Raw genomic sequence first — 17,458 nt, forward strand, 5'->3', positions numbered from 1 at the left:
CGTATGTAACTGTCTCGTTGCAGTCTGCTTTGCAACGAGACAGTTATTCCAACTAACGCCGGATGTTCAGCAAGGGTCGTTATCGCTTGGCCGACCCAGTCTCCAGCTGGCATTTGGCATGCATCAGCAGGTGTTCAGTCGCAGCCCAACCCAAACAGCCGTCGGTGATTGAAACACCATACTCGAGCGCCCCTTTTTCCAACGCCTGACAGCCATCGAACAGATGCCCTTCAAGCATCACACCGACTATGCAACGGTCACCTGCAAGACGCTGAGCCAGAACGTCCTCGAACACAGCTGGTTGGCGGGCAGGGTCTTTGCCGCTGTTGGCGTGGCTGCAATCGACCACCATCCTTGGCTGCAAGCCGGCCTTCACCAGACCCTGGCGTGCCTGGGCAATACTGTTGGCATCGTAGTTCGGGCCCTTGTGGCCGCCACGCAGCACCAGGTGCGTATCCGGGTTGCCCAACGTCTCGATGATCGCCGGGTAGCCTTGGGCATCCATGCCGAAATGGCGGTGCGGTGCGGCGGCGCTGCGCATGGCATCGCATGCGATGCCGATGCCGCCGTCGGTGCCATTTTTGAAGCCCACCGGCAGTTCCAGCCCGCTGACCATTTCACGATGGATCTGCGACTCGGTAGTACGTGCGCCAATTGCGGCCCAGGCCAGCAGGTCGTCGAAATAGCCAGCGGCCATCGGCTGCAGTAATTCCGTGGCGATCGGCAGGCCACGTTCGAGCATGCTCAGCATCAAGCCGCGGGACAGGGCGATGCCGGCATGCATGTCGTCACTGCCGTCCAGGTGCGGGTCGTAGGCCAGGCCTTTCCAGCCCACCGTAGTGCGAGGTTTCTCCACGTAGGCGCGCATCACTAGCAGCATGTGTTCATCGACCTTACGGCTCAATGCGGCCAACCGATCGGCGTATTCCAAGGCCGAGCGCGGGTCGTGGATAGAGCAGGGGCCAACGATCACCAACAGGCGCTCATCGTGGCCCTCGAGGATGGCGCGGATGGCCTGGCGTTGATTGTGGACTTGCTGGGCGAGTTCAGTTTGCAGCGGCATCTGCTGTTTGAGCAGGTGCGGGCTGGGCAGGCGCTGACTGACAGTGGTATTGGCAGCTTGTGGCTGGGACAGGTTCAGTGCGAGGTTGGAGGCTTGCATGGCTTGTGTTCCCTGGGCGGACGGCGGGTTCTGGCCCGCGCTGTCGGCCCTATCGAGGTGTTCGACTATTCGTTGACTGATGCGCTGCAGCGTTGCCACCGATGAGCGACCGATCGGAGGCGGCAGGCTGGCCCGAACGGGATTGGCTAAATCGCCAGGCAACGGTGCTTGCGTAGTGATAAGTGACGTAGTTCATGAATCTGTCCTCTGTTCGAATCGGTGAAATTACAATGGCCTTGAAAGCAAAAACCCCCGGTCGGGAAGCCGACCGGGGGTTTGAGTATTCTCATGTTCGGCGGCCCCTCGAAGGTGGGCGCCGGATGGGTGTCGGCGCCTAGTGGCTAAACCAATACCCGAAATAAAAACTGGCAGCAGCCTGGCAACCAGCCACGGCCAACACAGGGCGCAGGTTGCGACCGGTGAGGTTAGCGTGGTTGTGGGTGAGTGGCGGCATGATGCTCTCCAGTGAATGGCACCGAGCTTACTTCAAGCCCTACGCAGTGTTCAATGCATAAATGCTATTGCGCCGATAACCAAGTGGCACTGATTGCATACGGGTCTGTCCGAAAGGTAGGTTTGGTCAATTGCCTACCAGGAAGCATCCTTTGGACTCCATCACTCAAGCCGTACTCGGCGCAGCTCTGCAAGGCGCGGTTCTTGGCCGTATCCAAGGCCGTCGTGCGCTGGTTTACGGCGCTTTACTGGCAACTGTGCCCGACCTCGACGTGGTCATTCGCTACGCCGATCCGGTGTCGCAGATGACCTATCATCGCGGCTTCTCTCACTCGATCTTCGTGCTCACAGGGCTGGCCTTGCTACTGGCCTGGATGGTGAGTGCGGTCGCCCGACGGCGCTGGCCCGATAAGGGTTACAGTCTGACAAGGCTGTTTCTGGCATTCTGGCTGGTGCTGGTGACGCACCCTATCCTGGATGCTTTCACCGTCTATGGAACGCAGCTGTTCTGGCCGCTGCACCTCACGCCGCAAAGCTGGGCGGCGGTATTCATCATCGATCCGCTGTATACCGTGCCGCTGCTGTTAGCGGTGCTCTACGCCGCTTTCAAAGGGTTGGAGGGGCGAGCTGTGCGGGTATTGAGCCTGGCTCTGGCGATCAGCACCGCTTACCTCGGGTTCGGCCTTGCTTCGCGCATGGCGGCCGAACAGCGCTTGCAACTGGCGCTGGAAGAAAAGGGAATCCAACCCAGTGAGGTGCGTGCCGTGCCGATCGCTTTCAACAGCCTGATCTGGCGCGTACTGGCCAAGACACCAGACGGTTACTACTACGAAGGCATCAGCAGTATCTTCGACCGCCAATCGCCGGAGATGCAGCGCCTGCCACTGAATCAAGCCTTGGGTGAGGCGTTGCACAATGCGCCGTTGCTCGAACGCTTACGCTGGTTTACAGGGGGCTGGCTACGCTTTGATGTTATCGGCAACGACCTGGTGGTCAGCGACCTGCGCATGGGCCTACCTGGCAACTATACGTTCCGCTTCAACATGGCCCACCTCGATGGTCAGGGCCAGTGGGTGGGCGACACGCCCACTCGTTGGGTCGGGCCTGGTGTCGGCGCGATGATTGACAACGGTGAGCTGGCACTGATCTGGCGACGCATATTCGATCAGCAACCGCCCTTGCCATTGGCCGCCTGGACTGGCAGCTATCAAGGTCAGGCCAGCGAGCAAGAGCCCTAGGGTGCGCTCGGCGGGGCTGGACCTGGTCAAGTGGGTGGCGATCATCACAATGGTTGTCGACCACCTACGGTATATATGGCCAGAAGCTCAGGCCTTGTTCATCGTAGGCAGGTTTGCCTTCCCCTTGTTCTGCCTGGCCGTGGCCACCAATGTGGCGCGCGGTGGCGCGATCAACCTGCGCTACCTTGGCTGGCTGCTGGTGTTTTCAGTGCTGTCCGAGGGACCCTATCGTTGGGTAGAGCCGGACTCGCAAACCCTCAACATCATTCCGACGCTGACCCTGGGGTTATTGATCGCTTGGGGTGTGCAGCACCGGCAGATCGGCGTGCAGTTGGTAGGGCTGGCAGCCTCGATGGTAGGGGCCGTCTATAGCGGACACTTGATGTACGGCCTCCCGGGGGCGCTGCTGCCCGCGGGCTGGTTGCTAGCGCGCCGCCTGGGGGGCCTTACCTGGCTGCTGCCATGCGGGCTCGCTGTGGCGGGCAATTTGACCAACAGCTGGCTGCGTGAGCATCTCGGCGCATCGATAACCTGGATGACCATGGCCTCTGCGGCGCTGGCCATACCCCTCGGTTGGCGGCTTTTACAGGTTGAGCACTGGCCAGTGCCTGCAGTGCGGCGATGGGGCTATCTGTTCTATCCAGTGCATCTATTGCTGATACAGCTGTGGATCCAGGCCCACGTCTTGCGCCTTTAGCCGATCAACTTCAGGGCATCATCAAGGCTCAGAGGCTGTTTCATCCTTTGTGACAGCATTGCCATGGCATCCGAATAACCATTGGCGATCACGGCTTGCACCCGTTCACCGGTGCATTGCAGCGCCAGAAACTCTCCCGTTTCTGGCGCCCCGACGAACTCGATGCGGTCCCAATCCTGAGCATGCCCGAGCATCTCGTAAGTGCGCCCGTGATGGTACGTCCAAAAGAATGGCACATCATCGTAGCGGCGATGCTCACCCAGCATGTTCATGGCGGCTATGACCCCGTGCTGCTGCGCCAGACGCCAGTGTTCGATACGCACGGGCGTCCCTGCGCAGGGGAAGGTCACCAGATCGCCAGCAGCCCAAAGCCCGTGCGCGACCTTAAGCTCGGCGTCTACCTGTAATGAATGGTCTTGGCTCAGTTGGACACCTTGCACACAACCAGTGGCCGGCCTGACACCCGTGCCAAGTACTACAAGCGAAGCTGCGAGCCGTTCGCCGTTGGCTAATTGCACGGCCTCCACGCTGCCGTCACCGAGGAAACGCTCGACCTCGGTTGGGGCATGGAACGTAACGCCTTTGCGTTCATGCAGCATACGAATGCTGTGGCCAATCCGATCACCGAGTTGATTGGCCAAAGGAACTTCGTGCCGGGCGACCACATGCACCTTCGCACCATATTTTTGCAGCGCCGAAGCCGCCTCCAGGCCGATGAAACCATCACCTACCACCACCACAGGTTTGCCCGGTTCAGCCGCATCGAGCAGGCGGGCGGCGTCTTCGCGTGAGCGCAAGGTCATGATGCCTTGCAGGTCAATTCCTGGCAGGTTTGGCCGTAGTGGTATAGCGCCAGTGGCTAACAATGCTGCGTCGTAATCGATGCGTTGGCCGTCGGCGAGGGTGATGCGCTGCTTTTTCGTATCCAAGGTACGCACTTTGCCGATACGCCGGTCCAGTTGGCCCCTGCGCAATTGCTCAGGCTCCAGCAGTGAAGGGACCTCGTCCGGCGACATCTCGCCGGAAATGACGAATTTGCTGAGGGCGGTGCGGTCGTAGGCGGGGTGGCGCTCCTGGTCCAGCCATATCAGACGCCCGCCAAAGCCATGAGCGAGCAGCGTTGCTATAGCTGCAGAGCCTGCGGCACCTGCACCGACCACCACGAAAGTGCGGGCATCGCTACGTCTGGGCGGCTCGCTTCTGGGTAACGGCTGGTCATCAACCCATACCTCACCGTCTTCGACCCACGCCCGATATCTGCGCAGGCCAGCCAGCGCCGGCGGTTCGCACACCGAACCGTCTTTGATCGCGAAGGCTGCCTTGTGCCAAGGGCAAACCAAAACACCTGCGCAGATCAGGCCCTCTTCCAACGGCGCGCCCGCGTGTGGACAGTTGCCTTGGAAGGCATGGATTTCGTTGCCCTGGCGTACGAGAATCACTTCCTCGCTGCCGGCCTGTACGCGCATAGGGCGCTTGGCGTCGAGTTGATCGAAACGGGCCACGGCATGCTGGGTCATAGAGCTGCTCCACAGAGGGCTTTGGAGCTTTGACGCCTGGAGTGTGCACGGGATGCATTGACCTGACGATCGGTGCCGCAGGCTTGAAGCTGTTGCGGCGGCCCGGTACCCGCAGCCGCCGGATGGGCCTCAGTGGGCCCGAACCATGCCCCTTGCGCCAGCCCGCGTGACCCGCAAGGCCACAAGACTGCCCAAGACGATCAGCGCTGCCAGGGAGTAAAGGGCAGCATCGGTCGAACCGGTCTGGTCCTTGATGAAGCCCACCAGGTACGGGCTCAAAAAGCCCGCCATCTGCCCAACCGAGTTGATGATCGCCAAACCTGCGACCGCTGCGCTTGCGCTCAGCAGCGCCGTGGGCATCGGCCAGAACATTGGTAGCCCGGTCAGTGCGCCCATGGTAGCGATCGACAATCCCAGGATGGCAATGGTTGGGTTGCCGGCAAAATTGACTGCGATAAGCAGGCCCACAGCGCCCATCAACATCGGCACCACAAGGTGCCAGCGGCGCTCGTTGCGCAGGTCCGCCGAGCGGCCACACAGAATCATGAACACACCGGCCAGCAGATAGGGAATGGCGCTAAGCCAGCCGATCAGCAGAGGGTTGTCGAAGCCCATGTTCTTGATGATTGAAGGCAGCCAGAAGTTGATTGCATACACACCGCTCTGGATGCAGAAATACACGAACCCGAAGGTCCAGATCAGCGGGTTGCGCAGTACCGCCAGGACGCTGTCGCCGGCAGTGCTTGGTTTGCAGGCGGCATCGGCTGCGAGGTCAGCTTCGATCAACTGGCGCTCGGCTGGGGTCAGCCAAGCGGCTTTCTGATAACCATCGCTGAGCAGCTTGATGGCCAACAAGCCAAGCGCAACGGTTGGCAGGCCTTGAATCAGGAACATCCATTGCCACCCGGCAAGCCCGTGCTGGCCAGCGGCGAAATGCTCGAGAATCCAGCCAGAGAAAGGTCCGCCCAGCAGCCCAGACACAGGGATGGCCGACATGAACAGAGCCATGATTCGGCCGCGGCGGTCGGTGGGGAACCAGCGCGAAAGGTAAAGCACCACGCCAGGAAAGAACCCAGCTTCTGCGGCCCCGGTGAGCAGGCGCAGGGTATAGAACTCGGTGGGCGTGGTGACGAACAGCAGGCAAGTCGACAGGCTTCCCCAGGCGATCATCATGGCTGCAATCCAGCGCCGCGGGCCGAAGCGGTTGAGCGCAAGATTGCTCGGCAGGCCGCAGAGCACATAGCCGATGAAGAAAATGCCGGCACCAAGGCCGTACACGGTTTCACTGAATTTGAGTGCATCAAGCATCTGTAGCTTGGCAAAGCCAACGTTGACGCGGTCCAGGTAGTTGAACAGATAGCAGATGAAAATGAACGGGATCAGTCGCAGGGTGATGCGCCGGTACAGCGCGTTGCGGGTGATATCGTTGCCTTGGTCAGAGGCTGGGCTGTGTGCCATGATCGGATTCTCTGTTGTTATGATTGTCGCCGCGTCGCCTGTGCCGGCGCTCGCCCTGTCGAGTCTCGGGGAGTGTGGCGCGGCTGTCTTTGTGCGTTTGCACAGTGTATCGTGTCCGGCGCTGTGCCATATCACAAAAGCTGACACGATTAAGGACCGCTGAATGTTCGAACTGGACCATGACCTGGCACAAGATATCGTCGATCGAGCGATGGCCATCTTGCCTTGCAATGTCAATGTCATGGACAGCCAAGGTCTGATCCTGGGCAGTGGTGAGCCTGAGCGTATCAATACCCGCCATGAAGGCGCGCAACTGGTCCTCGCCAATGGGCGGGTAGTCGAGCTAGACACAGACGCCGCCAGGTGCCTCAAGGGCGTCCAGCCTGGGGTCAACTTGCCGCTAATGCTGGACGGCCGCTTGATTGGCGTACTGGGCCTGACTGGCGAGCCGCAGCAGTTGCGAACCTACGGCGAGCTGGTGCGCATGACCGCCGAAATGCTCTTGGCTCAGCGGCACCTGCAGGTCGAACAGCAGTGGCGGCGTCAGCGGTGCGACGACTTGCTGGCGTTGTTGCTCGGCGCCAATGGCGATTCGCCAAGGCTGTTGGACGAGGCCCAGCAGTTGGGCCTCAAACCCCACCTGCCGCGGGTACCATGCCTGTTCGAGCTGCACCTTGGCGCACCGGCTGAAACCCTGTCCGCCTGGTTGATGAGCCGTTACCCGGACAGCTGGTGCGTCAGCCCGTCACGCCAGTCGCTGCTCTGGTGCCGGCCAGCGGCACAGGTGCTGGACGAAACACGCCTGATCGAGCGCCTGCAACGCCATGGCTGGGAGGTCGAACGTGTGGCGCTTGGCAACCCGGCGCAAAGCCTTGAGCAACTGCGGCGAGGTTACCGGCGCGTGCGGGACTTGCTGGCCTACGGCCGCGAGGTGTTGCCCCATGTTCGTCTGCTCAGCCTGGCTCGCTATCGTCTGCCAGCCCTGCTGTGGCGCCATCGCAACGAAGATGCCCTGGACGAGTTGCTTGAACCGCTGCAGCGCATCCGCGCACGGGATGCCAGTGGCCAGTTGCTGATCACATTGCGGGCCTGGTGCGCGCACGATGGGCAGAGCCAAGCCTGCGCCGATGCATTGGGCATCCACCGCAATAGCCTGCGCTACCGCCTTGAACGTATCGCTGAACTGGGCGAAGTGGACCCACTGCGCCTGGAAGGCATGCTAAGCCTGTACCTGGGTCTGCAGCTGCTGCCGGTCCAGTGAGCGCTGGCGCAGGCATTTGCCCAAACAACGGTAGCCGCCATTTGTGCATCCGACTGAGGCCGGCGCGCTGCTCAACTGTCAGCATGCCAGGCATCAGGACAGGAGAATCCCCATGAAAGTCGTCATCGCCCCGGACTCGTTCAAGGACAGCCTCGACGCTGCTGGCGTCGCCGACGCCATCGCCAAAGGCCTCGGCGAAGTTTGGCCCGCTGCCCAATTGGTCAAATGCCCAATGGCTGATGGTGGCGAAGGCACCATGGAGGCGATCCTGGCCGCCAGTGAAGGTGAGCTGCGCCGCCAGAGCGTACGTGGGCCGCTGGGGCAAACCGTGCTGGCCGGCTGGGGCTGGCTGCCGGAAAGCCGAACGGCAGTGATTGAAATGGCTCAGGCCAGCGGCATCCAGCTAGTTCCAAGCGACCAGCGAGATGCCTGTCGCAGCAGCACCTGGGGTACCGGCGAGCTGATTGGCGCCGCGTTGGCGGCCGGAGCCCAGCGTATCGTACTGGCCATAGGCGGCAGCGCCACCAATGACGGCGGCAGCGGAATGCTACGGGCCCTTGGCATGCGTTTGCTTGATGCTCATGGGCACGCACTGGAGGAGGGTGGCTTGGATCTGGCGCGCCTTGCCCGTATCGACGCCAGTGGCCTGGACCCCCGCCTGGCCAAGGTGCAGGTCGAGGTAGCAGCCGATGTCGATAACCCGTTATGTGGCGCCAATGGTGCCTCGGCTATTTTCGGCCCGCAAAAGGGCGCCAATCCCGAGCAAGTGCAGGCCTTGGATCAGGCTCTCGGCCATTTCGCCGACCACTGCGCGCAGCTTTTGGGTGAGGACGTGCGTGAATACCCTGGGTGCGGCGCGGCAGGGGGGATGGGTTTTGCCGCCAAAGCATTCATGGGCGCGCGCTTTCGCCCAGGTGTCGAGGTAGTTGCCGAACTGGCTGGGCTTGATGCCTTAATGCGCGACGCCGACTTGGTCATCACCGGTGAAGGGCGCTTCGATGCCCAGACCCTGCGCGGCAAAACGCCAATGGGCGTTGCACGGGTAGCCAAGCGTCATGCAGTGCCAGTGGTGGTGCTGGCTGGAACCTTGGGCGACGGTTACCAGCAGCTTTATGCTCACGGCATCGATGCAGCTTTTGCCTTGGCCAGCGGGCCGATGACTTTGCAACAGGCTTGCGCGAACGCCGCACAGCTGTTGCAGCATCGCGCCGCTGACATTGCCCGCCTCTGGCAATCGGCTTCACGCAAATAACCCCGCTCGCGCCCTAGCCTCTGCTTGTAAAAAACGAACGGCCGCCCGAGGGCGACCGTTCGTTTTCAACCAGCGATTGCGTCAGTCTTTGCTGACGGCATCTTTAACGTCACCCACCACTTGCTGGGCTTCGCCCTTTTTCTCCTGCAACTTGCCCTTGACTTCAAGCTCTGTATTGCCAGTGGCCTTGCCGACAGCTTGCTTGATCTTGCCGACGGCTTCGTTGGCCATGCCTTTAACTTTGTCCGAAGTGCTGCTCATGGAGATTCTCCTTCAACGATCATCAGTTAACATCGGGTGGTTCAGATAGGCGTAGTTAGGTCTGGCCTGCTCTATCACTCAACAATCACCTGGGGCTGCCGTGACGACAGTGCGAAGCGACCGACGGCAAAGCTCAGGGCGGCACCGATCAACAAGGTCACCAGGGTGCCCCAGGCCGCTTTCGAGACGTTGCTGGCGGCAACTTCGGCAGCCTCACGTGCCTGCTGCTCTGCCTGCTCCTTCAGCGCTTTGACCTGTTCGGCAGCTTGCGCATACGCCTGGGCATAGTTGTCCACCACCTGCTCAGCCTCCTGCTGGTTTTTGCCGGTGCGGGCCGCGACGATATTGACCAAGGCTTGTTTGTCTGCAGCGCTCAGGGCAGGCTCACCCGCTTTGCGCACGCGCTCGAACCATTGCTTGAGCTGGTCGATCGCCAAGGTAGGGTTTTCAGCTGCCACTTGACCTGCCGACTCACCTTGAGCCTGTGCCTGATCGGCCTTGTTCTGCAGCGTCGAAGGGTTCAGCTCGGGTTTACCGGTCTGTTCCAGGGTCTTGTTCAACTCCGCTTCCAGGCTATCCCAGTCCAGCGAGATGCCACGTTTGTCGAGCTGATCTTTGATGCCTTGGCCAACCCCCGGCGCTGCGGCGGCCACACCGTCGGCAGCGAGCGATAGGCCTTTGCCGGCGATATTGCCAGCGGTGCCAACCACGCTACCGGCCAGCGACGCCAACAGCCAGGTAGCCATCAACGTGGTGATTGTCCAGCTCAATAGTCCATGCAGGCCACCACGGGTCGGTGCGGTACGCCCAGCCACCCAGGCACCGGCTGCTACCGACACCAGCGTGCTGACGAACAACCAAACCCCTGCGCCCGTACCGAAGCCGCGCAAGGGATTACCTTCGGCCATGGGGTCTACGGCGCCTGCACCAATTGCTGTCCCCAGCACACTCAGCACCAGGTAGCTGGCCAAGGCGATGGCGCCGCCTGCGAACACGGCGCTCCAGGATACCCGCAGCGAGCTGACAGCGTTGGCTGGGGCGGTCACATACGATTGAGTCATCTATGCATCCTCGAGATGAACAGTGGAAGTACCAGCAACTGCTAGCGCTAGTGCAACGTCAGGGTCAGTTTGCCGGTCTCATGCAAGGCTGTGATGGCGCATCTGCACCGGATCGATTAGTGCATTGGCACCACCCTAGGCCTGATTGCAGCGTTTATGCTCCAGTCACTACCGAAACATGCTTTGGAGAACTGCCATGAGCGATGCCGTGCTCTCCCGAGAGACCAATCGCCGTCAGCTCCAGCAAATCATCGCCGGGCTGTCCGATGGTGTGATTCTGCTGGAAGTCGACCAATCGATAATCTGGGCCAACGAGGCCGCGCTGCGTATGCATGGGGTCGACAGCCTGGAGCAACTAGGAGGGAACGCCGAGGCTTACCGCGCGCGCTTCGCCCTGCGTTACCGCAACAACCACCCGCTGGAGCCCGAGCAGTACCCAATGGCGCGGGTGGCGGCAGGCGAGGTGTTCAGCGACGTAGTTGTGGAGGTGGCGCAGGTCGATGATGAGGAGCAGCGCAGCCGGGTTCACCGCGTGCGCAGCATGGTGCTGGCCGACAGCCGAGGTGAAGCTGAATCTCTGGTGCTGATCATTGCCGATGCCACCGAGTGGGCCAGCGCCGAGCAGCGTTTCGAAAAAACCTTCAATGCCAACCCGGCGCCTGCGGTCATCTGCAGGCTCAGCGATTTGCGTTTCATCAAAGTCAATCAGGGCTTTTTGGAGATGACCGGGCACGTGCGAGAAAACGTGATCGGTAGGTCTGTGTACGAGGTGGACGTACTAGAGAACGCAGAGCGCAAAGAGCTGGCGATCGAGCGGCTGATCGAGGGCGCGACCATTCCCCAGATGCAGGCTGAACTGCGCTTGCCCGATGGCGGCACGAAGCTGGTCATCGTGGCTGGACAACCGTTGGACATGCATGAGGAAGATTGCATGTTGTTTTCGTTCACCGACCTTGAGCCTCGGCGTAAGGCGGAAAATGCCCTGCGTCAGAGCGAGGAGCGTTTTGCCAAGGCGTTTCGCCTGAGCCCCGTGCCAACGCTGTTGTGCAGCGCTGACCGGCAGCAGCTGATCGATGCCAATGATGCGTTTCTTCAAACGCTCGGTTACACCGCCCAGGAGTCGATCGGCAGGACCGTGGCTGAAATGGATTTTTTCGAAGATAAACGCGCTACCTCTCAGATCTTCGATATGTTGGAGAAGACCGGGCGCATAGAGTCGTTAGACCTGAACCTGCGAAAAAAAACCGATGAGCGCCTGGACTGTGTCCTGCAGGCCGACAGCGTTAGCCTGCAGGACACCCCCTGCTACCTGTTGGTTCTGATGGACATCACCGAACGCAAGCGCTCGGAGTTGGAACTCGTCGAGGCGATCGAGGCGGTCATGAAAGATGCGTCGTGGTTCAGCCAGACCTTGATAGAGAAGCTGGCCAATGCCAAACGCATCAACACCGGCCGTTTACCTGACGCTTCGTTCACCGACCTGACACGCAGAGAGCGTGAGGTCTTGGCGCTGATCTGCGAAGGCCTTGCCGACAAAGAGATAGCCTCGCGATTGAACCTGGCCCTCAACACAGTGCGCAACCATGTGTCCACGGTGTACTCCAAGCTCGATGTGCACAGCCGCAGTGAAGCGATGGTCTGGGCTAGGGAGCGCAGGCTGTTCGTAGGTTGAGCTTCACCCCTCGACAGCTACTGCGTTCAAGGCGTGAGCGCTTTGATCGGGGCGCTTTGCGGCAACACGGCCAGCTCGCCAAAGCCCTGTGCAGCATCGATGTAGCGCAAGGCCGACTTGGCATCCTTCCAGCCAACGTAGCTCATCAGCGCCTTGAGCTCCCAGCCGTTGGCGGTCGCCCAGGTGGCAAAGCCGCGGCGCAGGGAATGGCTGGTGTACAGCGTGCCCGGCACGCCTGCGCGCTGCAGCATACGCTGCAGCATGCCAACAAGGCTGTTGCTGTGCAGCGGCAGCTCGCCAAGGTTGCCCCAGCGGTCGAGCTTGCGAAAAACCGGGCCATGGGCGATGCCCGCCACCTCCAGCCACTGCAGATAGGCCATGACTGGACAGAGTGTTTTCAATGCCGGGGTTCGGTATTGCACGCCAAGAGCCTCGCGGTCACCCTTGCTGCGAGGCAGGTACAGCGTTATGCCAACGCCAGCCTCGGCGCGAATGTGCTGCACCTGCAGGCGTGCCAGTTCATCCCCGCGAAAGCCGCGCCAGAAGCCGAGTAACAATAAGGCGGTGTCCCGGCGAGCTCGGCGCAGGGTTGCCAGGTCATGGCAGTCACGGGCCTGCCTGGCCTCTGCCTCGAAGCAGTCGACGGCCGTTTGCAGGTGTTGCAGCAGTAAGGGTGCGGCCTGCCTGGGTGGCGTTGGGTGCAGGGTGCGGATGCCGCGCAGTACCTTGCGCACCAATGGCGCTTTGGTCGGGTCGGGGAAGCCTTGGCTGATGTGCCATTGGCTCAGCGCGGCAAGGCGTTGGCGCAATGTACTGACCGCGTGCTGCTCGGCATGGTCGGCCAGGTAGCGGGCGATGCTCTCGGCCGTGGCGGGCAAGAAACCACCCCAGTGGGCCTCGAAATGTTCGATGGCGGCCCGGTAGCTGCGCCGGGTGTTGTCACGGGTAGCGGCGCGGACGTAACGCTCGATGTCGGTCATGGGAGTGTGGCCAGCTTCGTATTGCCGACACCATACCGCCTAACGCGTTGCCTGTCCGGTCTGGCTCACGCCAGGCAAGGTTTTTCCTCGCAGCCGTTGAACGGTGGATATTCGCGCAACCGCGCTGCCGACAGGGGGCGGCTGAAGTGATAACCCTGGGCGATATCGCAGCCAGCTAGCTTCAGGCACACCACTTGCTCACGGGTCTCGACGCCTTCGGCCACCACTTCCAGGCCCAGCCGTTTGGCCAGGATGATGGTCGATGACACGATTGGACTGTCGTCGTAACTGTTGGATAAGGGGGCGATCAGCGAGCGGTCGATCTTCAGTTTGCTCAGTGGCAGCGATTGCAGGTGCGCGAAGCCCGCATAGCCGCGGCCGAAGTCATCCAGGCTGATGCCCAGGCCGGCAGAGCGCAGGCGATGCAGGTGATCGATTGCGGTGCCTTGCGAGTCAAGAATGGTGGTTTTGGTGATTTCCAGCTCCAGGCGATGGGGCATGATGCCGTGATACTCCAGCTTGGCCAGCAAGCGGGTACTGAAGTCGGCCTGACGCAACTGCATGGCTGAAACATTGACGGCCAGCCGGGCCTCATGGCCCTTTGCCTGCCAGCGTTCGAGGTCTTCGCACGCCAAACGCAACACCTCCCAGCCAAGCTCAATGATGAAGCCGCTGCGCTCGGCAAGATCGATAAATCTGTCCGGATAAAGCAGCCCGAAATCGGGGTGGTCCCACCTTACCAAAGCTTCATAGCCGAGCACACGATGGTTATCCAGGCGGACTTGAGGCTGGTAGTGCAGCACGAACTGCCGCCCGCTCAAGGCGCTGCCGAAGGCCTGTTCGAGTGCAAAGGCCTGAATATCGGAGCGGTTGAGCGACGGGTCGAAAAACCGATACTGCGCACGGCCAGCCTGCTTGGCGCAGTACATGGCAGCGTCGACGAAGCGTATCAAGCTGTCGATGTCCTGGCCGTCGCGTGGGCAGATGCTGACCCCGACACTCGGGCTGGTGTTGACCTCTTGGCCGTCGAGGGCATAGGTGGCCGAAAGTTTTTTTACCAGGGTGTGCACCCAGACGGTGATCTGTTCCTCGCTGCGTTCGCCGGCCAGCAGCACCACGAATTCGTCACCGCCAAAGCGTGACGCCTCATCCCCAGGCTCAAGCAGCCGGCGTATGCGCCCGGCCACCGCCTGCAGCAGCAGGTCGCCAATTTTGTGCCCCAGAGAGTCGTTGATCGATTTGAAGCGGTCCATGTCGATGAACAGGATCGCCATCAAACAGCGCTTGCCCCGCTGTCGGGCCAGCGCTTGCTCGGCCATTTCGACGAACTGGCGGCGGTTGTGCAAACCGCTCAGGTGGTCGGTCGCAGCCGCGTGGCTGCTGCGCCGGTGCTCGGCCTCGAGCCGGCCGATCAACTGCTGGTTGACCTGCTGAGCATGCTCGAGGTCGCAAAACGCCTCTTGACGCTTGCGCAGTAGGCGCAAGGCCCAGGCCAAACCGGTGAGAATCACCAGCGTCATGCCTAGGTTGAACCATAACTGGCGTGCGTAAGCTTTTGCCCAAGGGGCCATCATTTGGTCATAGCGCTGGCTGACCACTACGCTGAACGCGTGCTCAGGCACGCTGCGATACAGGCTCTGATAGGGAACGCCGTCAACGAACTGTGTCATTTGCCCAGAGCGCTGGCCGGTATCCGCCATGCCCGGTGCGAAGCTTTCGCCTGCCACCGGCATTGCGTGGGTATCGATGCGCAGGCGTTCCTGGCCATTGCTCTGGAGCAGCCGTACCAAGCCGCTCTCGCCCAGATAGATAGGCTGCAACAATGCTCCTAGGTAACTCAGGTCGAGCTGCATAACAACAAGCGTGTTTGGCTCATCACCATTGAGGCCCGGCAGCGGCAGCATGAAGAACTGATGCCAGTCGAGCGGGGCTGGCAGGGGGGGCGGGAGCAGGAAGGGCGTGAATCCGAATTGCCTGGCGTGCATGTTCAGTTGATCCAGCCAGCTGGGCGGTAGGAGGGCTGGTTGGCCCTCGATGCTAGCGACTAGTAACTGGCCCTGGCGGTTATAGAGCCCTATGCCCTTGAAGAGCGGGTCGTCGGTGAGCAGCCTGGGCAGTCTAAGGTTGCCGGCATTCAGGGATTTACCCTCGCTTAGGGTTATCTGGAGCATACGCTGGGTGCGGTCGACCAGTTGGCACAGGCTCTGTGCAACGACACTGGCAAGGTTCAGCTGCTGCGCTGCCTTGGCAGCCAGCACATCCCTGCGCGCAGCGGCCTTCTGACTGAAGTACAGCCCCCACAGGAAGATCAGAGTTGCTGCGCAGAGCATCAGGATCAACAAGCGTAGAACGCCTGTAGAAGAGTGAGAGCGACGGATCACTGCTGGTAGTCCTGACCCTGGGTGATCAGATGAAAATACGACAAGCAGATGACAGCCTGATGACTAGTGGCTAAATGCCTTACCTGTTTGCCTCGATGCGCGGCAAGGTAAAGGCCCAGGCCACGTGCACCAGGCCAATGATGACAAGCGGAGTCTGGCGCTGTATATCTGTCGCCTACCAAGGGGAGCCCTGCAACGGGCTGAGAAACCGCTGGCATAGCAGCGCGGTGACCCTTCGAACCTGATCCGGATCATGCCGGCGAAGGGATGGGACTGCCGACCTGCCTTTTAGCCGGCCTCACTGCGAGGCCACACCATGCCAAGCCACAAAGGTCTCGCTGTCATTCCCAAGGGGGAGAGCAGCATGGCTGAACGCTTCAGCGATACTTTGCAACGTCAGAATCAATCGACCTGGTCAGCGGCGGTTGAACACCGCTTCGTCACCGAGCTTTGCACGGCCAGCGTGCCGGATCAGGTCATGATCCGTTACCTGATCCAGGATCACCGCTTTCTCGACAGCTTCGTGACCCTGCTTGGCGCTGCCATCGCCAGCGCGGACACTTATGAAGCTCGTCTGCGCTTTGGCCGCTTCGCGGGCATGATCTGCAGCGATGAAAACACCTACTTCCTACGCGCCTTCCAGGCGTTGGGCGTCAGTGAGGCGCAACGTATGCAACCTGCCGATACCGCGCCCACCGCAGGTTTCAAGGCGATCATGCGCGAGGCTGCTGATACTCGCTCTTATGCAGCGGCCCTGGCCGTGCTAAATGTGGCGGAGGGGCTTTACCTGGACTGGGCGCTCAAGGCACCCAAGCCACTGCCTGACAACTTCGTCTACGCCGAATGGATCACGCTGCATGACAACCCAGCGTTCTGTGACTTCGTAGGGTTTCTCAAAGCCGAACTGGACCGGGTAGGGCCAAAAGAGGCGGCGGTGGCCAGCGATTTCTTCGCACGGACGGTGGCGTTGGAACTGTCTTTCTTCGATGCCGTTTACCACGAGCAGGCCTGAGCATGGATATTTTCGAACGTTTGAAGTCCGCTGGCAGCACGCAATGGAATAGTTATGTCGATCACGATTTCGTCCGGCAGATGGGCGAGGGCACTTTGCCCGAAGAGGCCTTTCGGACTTATCTGATCCAGGATTATCTGTTTCTCATTCAATTCGCCCGTGCCTGGGCACTGGCGGCTTACAAAAGCCGCCTGCCCGCGGACATTCGTGCGGCCCAGTCCGGCCTTGCAGCAATACTCGACGAGACCGAACTGCACCTTAGGTTGTGCGCGCGGTGGGGCTTGTCGCAAGCCGACATCCAGGCAGCACCGGAGCATCAGGCGACTGTGGCATACACCCGCTACGTTCTGGATTGCGGCGCAGCAGGTGATTTGCTCGAACTGCATGTGGCGCTGGCACCCTGTGTAATCGGTTACGCCGAAATCGGCCGCACACTCGCGCAGCGTATCGGCGACTTGAGCCAGCACCCGTACCGAGAATGGATCAGCGAGTATGCCGGCGAGGCTTACCAAGGCGTGGCAGCGGCGGCGCGCAAGCACTTGGATGAGCTGGCAGCGCGAAGCATGACTGAACAGCGGTTCATCGAGTTGGCGCAGATTTTCGGTCAGGCATCGCGGCTAGAGGCAGATTTCTGGCAGATGGGGCTCGATGCACAACGTTGACCCGAGCAGCGGTCATACACGTAAGTGCGCGTTTAGACGTAAAGCGCCCCGCATCACACCTACGCACGTAAGGGCGCCAGCCCTTTCCTAGTGCCCAGCGCATTGTCCGACTCGACTGGCAGCAGCCACGCTGCTGCTAGTTGTTAGATTCCCGTCGCGCAGTTACTTGAATTGCCCTTCCAATCTCACTTGAGCTACTGACTGATGGTGCGCAGCTAGGAAAGTGCGCGGCTCAAGGTCCATCTCGACGCGCTGCCTGACTCTGGACCTTCCCAAAGGCACCCCGAAGCCCTGCCCACTCGGCGCCTGGAATTGTCGCTGATTGGCAGCGATTTCATGAAGCAGCCGAGCATAACCACCCCTTTCGACCCTTGTGCCGGCTTAAGCGTGC

At 60.9% G+C, this 17,458-nt stretch carries 14 protein-coding genes and 1 riboswitch; of the genes, 7 read left to right on the plus strand and 7 right to left on the minus strand.

Features of this window, described 5'->3' with window-relative positions; genetic code table 11:
- Positions 1–79 precede the first annotated feature (79 nt).
- Complete coding sequence (locus ACK59H_RS05210; protein WP_060477347.1) at positions 80–1,162, minus strand: 3-deoxy-7-phosphoheptulonate synthase; 1,083 nt, start codon at positions 1,160–1,162, stop codon at positions 80–82.
- Positions 1,163–1,767: 605 nt separating this feature from the next.
- Between ACK59H_RS05210 and ACK59H_RS05215 the strand changes: the two genes are divergently transcribed.
- Both ACK59H_RS05215 and ACK59H_RS05220 read left to right on the plus strand, forming a co-directional pair.
- The gene (locus ACK59H_RS05215) at positions 1,768–2,853 is read left to right on the plus strand and encodes a metal-dependent hydrolase (protein WP_060477348.1); all 1,086 of its coding nucleotides are present in this window, start codon (positions 1,768–1,770) and stop codon (positions 2,851–2,853) included.
- 1 nt (position 2,854) lies between these two features.
- Positions 2,855–3,550, plus strand: coding sequence for a TraX family protein (locus ACK59H_RS05220; RefSeq protein WP_060477349.1), 696 nt, complete (start codon positions 2,855–2,857; stop codon positions 3,548–3,550).
- Here ACK59H_RS05220 and ACK59H_RS05225 read toward each other — a convergent pair.
- Entirely contained in the window at positions 3,547–5,067 is a 1,521-nt protein-coding gene (locus tag ACK59H_RS05225; protein ID WP_409264286.1) for an FAD-dependent oxidoreductase, read from the minus strand. The two genes, ACK59H_RS05220 and ACK59H_RS05225, sit on opposite strands and share 4 nt — an antisense overlap.
- Before the next feature lie 129 nt (positions 5,068–5,196).
- Positions 5,197–6,525, minus strand: a complete 1,329-nt coding sequence (locus ACK59H_RS05230; RefSeq protein ID WP_060477351.1) for an MFS transporter — start codon at positions 6,523–6,525, stop codon at positions 5,197–5,199.
- A 163-nt stretch (positions 6,526–6,688) separates the two neighbouring features.
- Here ACK59H_RS05230 and ACK59H_RS05235 point away from each other — a divergent pair, with 163 nt between their 5' ends.
- Both ACK59H_RS05235 and ACK59H_RS05240 read left to right on the plus strand, forming a co-directional pair.
- Positions 6,689–7,786: a sugar diacid recognition domain-containing protein gene (locus tag ACK59H_RS05235; protein ID WP_060477352.1), complete on the plus strand. Its 1,098-nt coding sequence runs from the start codon at positions 6,689–6,691 to the stop codon at positions 7,784–7,786.
- Between the two features lie 112 nt (positions 7,787–7,898).
- Complete coding sequence (locus tag ACK59H_RS05240; protein ID WP_060477353.1) at positions 7,899–9,038, plus strand: glycerate kinase; 1,140 nt, start codon at positions 7,899–7,901, stop codon at positions 9,036–9,038.
- Positions 9,039–9,119: 81 nt separating this feature from the next.
- On the opposite strand, the gene ACK59H_RS05245 is transcribed toward ACK59H_RS05240, so the two are convergent.
- Together ACK59H_RS05245 and ACK59H_RS05250 are read right to left on the minus strand one after the other, a co-directional pair.
- Positions 9,120–9,299 (minus strand): CsbD family protein, encoded by a 180-nt coding sequence (locus ACK59H_RS05245; protein WP_060477354.1) that lies wholly within the window; start codon positions 9,297–9,299, stop codon positions 9,120–9,122.
- 74 nt (positions 9,300–9,373) lie between these two features.
- Entirely contained in the window at positions 9,374–10,360 is a 987-nt protein-coding gene (locus tag ACK59H_RS05250; RefSeq protein ID WP_060477355.1) for a hypothetical protein, read from the minus strand.
- Between the two features lie 196 nt (positions 10,361–10,556).
- Between ACK59H_RS05250 and ACK59H_RS05255 the strand changes: the two genes are divergently transcribed.
- Complete coding sequence (locus tag ACK59H_RS05255; protein ID WP_060477356.1) at positions 10,557–12,032, plus strand: helix-turn-helix transcriptional regulator; 1,476 nt, start codon at positions 10,557–10,559, stop codon at positions 12,030–12,032.
- Between the two features lie 26 nt (positions 12,033–12,058).
- On the opposite strand, the gene ACK59H_RS05260 is transcribed toward ACK59H_RS05255, so the two are convergent.
- Together ACK59H_RS05260 and ACK59H_RS05265 are read right to left on the minus strand one after the other, a co-directional pair.
- Positions 12,059–13,012: a site-specific integrase gene (locus tag ACK59H_RS05260; protein ID WP_060477357.1), complete on the minus strand. Its 954-nt coding sequence runs from the start codon at positions 13,010–13,012 to the stop codon at positions 12,059–12,061.
- A 65-nt stretch (positions 13,013–13,077) separates the two neighbouring features.
- On the minus strand, positions 13,078–15,393 hold the full coding sequence (locus ACK59H_RS05265; protein ID WP_409264287.1) for a putative bifunctional diguanylate cyclase/phosphodiesterase: 2,316 nt from the start codon (positions 15,391–15,393) through the stop codon (positions 13,078–13,080).
- Between the two features lie 171 nt (positions 15,394–15,564).
- Positions 15,565–15,678, plus strand: a riboswitch (TPP riboswitch).
- A 79-nt stretch (positions 15,679–15,757) separates the two neighbouring features.
- On the opposite strand from ACK59H_RS05265, the gene ACK59H_RS05270 reads away from it, so the two are divergent.
- Together ACK59H_RS05270 and tenA are read left to right on the plus strand one after the other, a co-directional pair.
- Positions 15,758–16,405 carry a TenA family protein gene (locus tag ACK59H_RS05270; protein WP_060477359.1) on the plus strand — a complete coding sequence of 216 codons (648 nt, stop codon included), beginning with the start codon at positions 15,758–15,760 and terminating at the stop codon, positions 16,403–16,405.
- Positions 16,402–17,067, plus strand: coding sequence for a thiaminase II (gene tenA, locus ACK59H_RS05275; protein WP_081016608.1), 666 nt, complete (start codon positions 16,402–16,404; stop codon positions 17,065–17,067). Before ACK59H_RS05270 ends, tenA begins: the two co-directional genes overlap by 4 nt.
- Positions 17,068–17,458: the final 391 nt, after the last annotated feature.

The organism is Pseudomonas sp. KCJK9000, from assembly GCF_046230725.1.
Taxonomy (GTDB): domain Bacteria; phylum Pseudomonadota; class Gammaproteobacteria; order Pseudomonadales; family Pseudomonadaceae; genus Aquipseudomonas; species Aquipseudomonas promysalinigenes.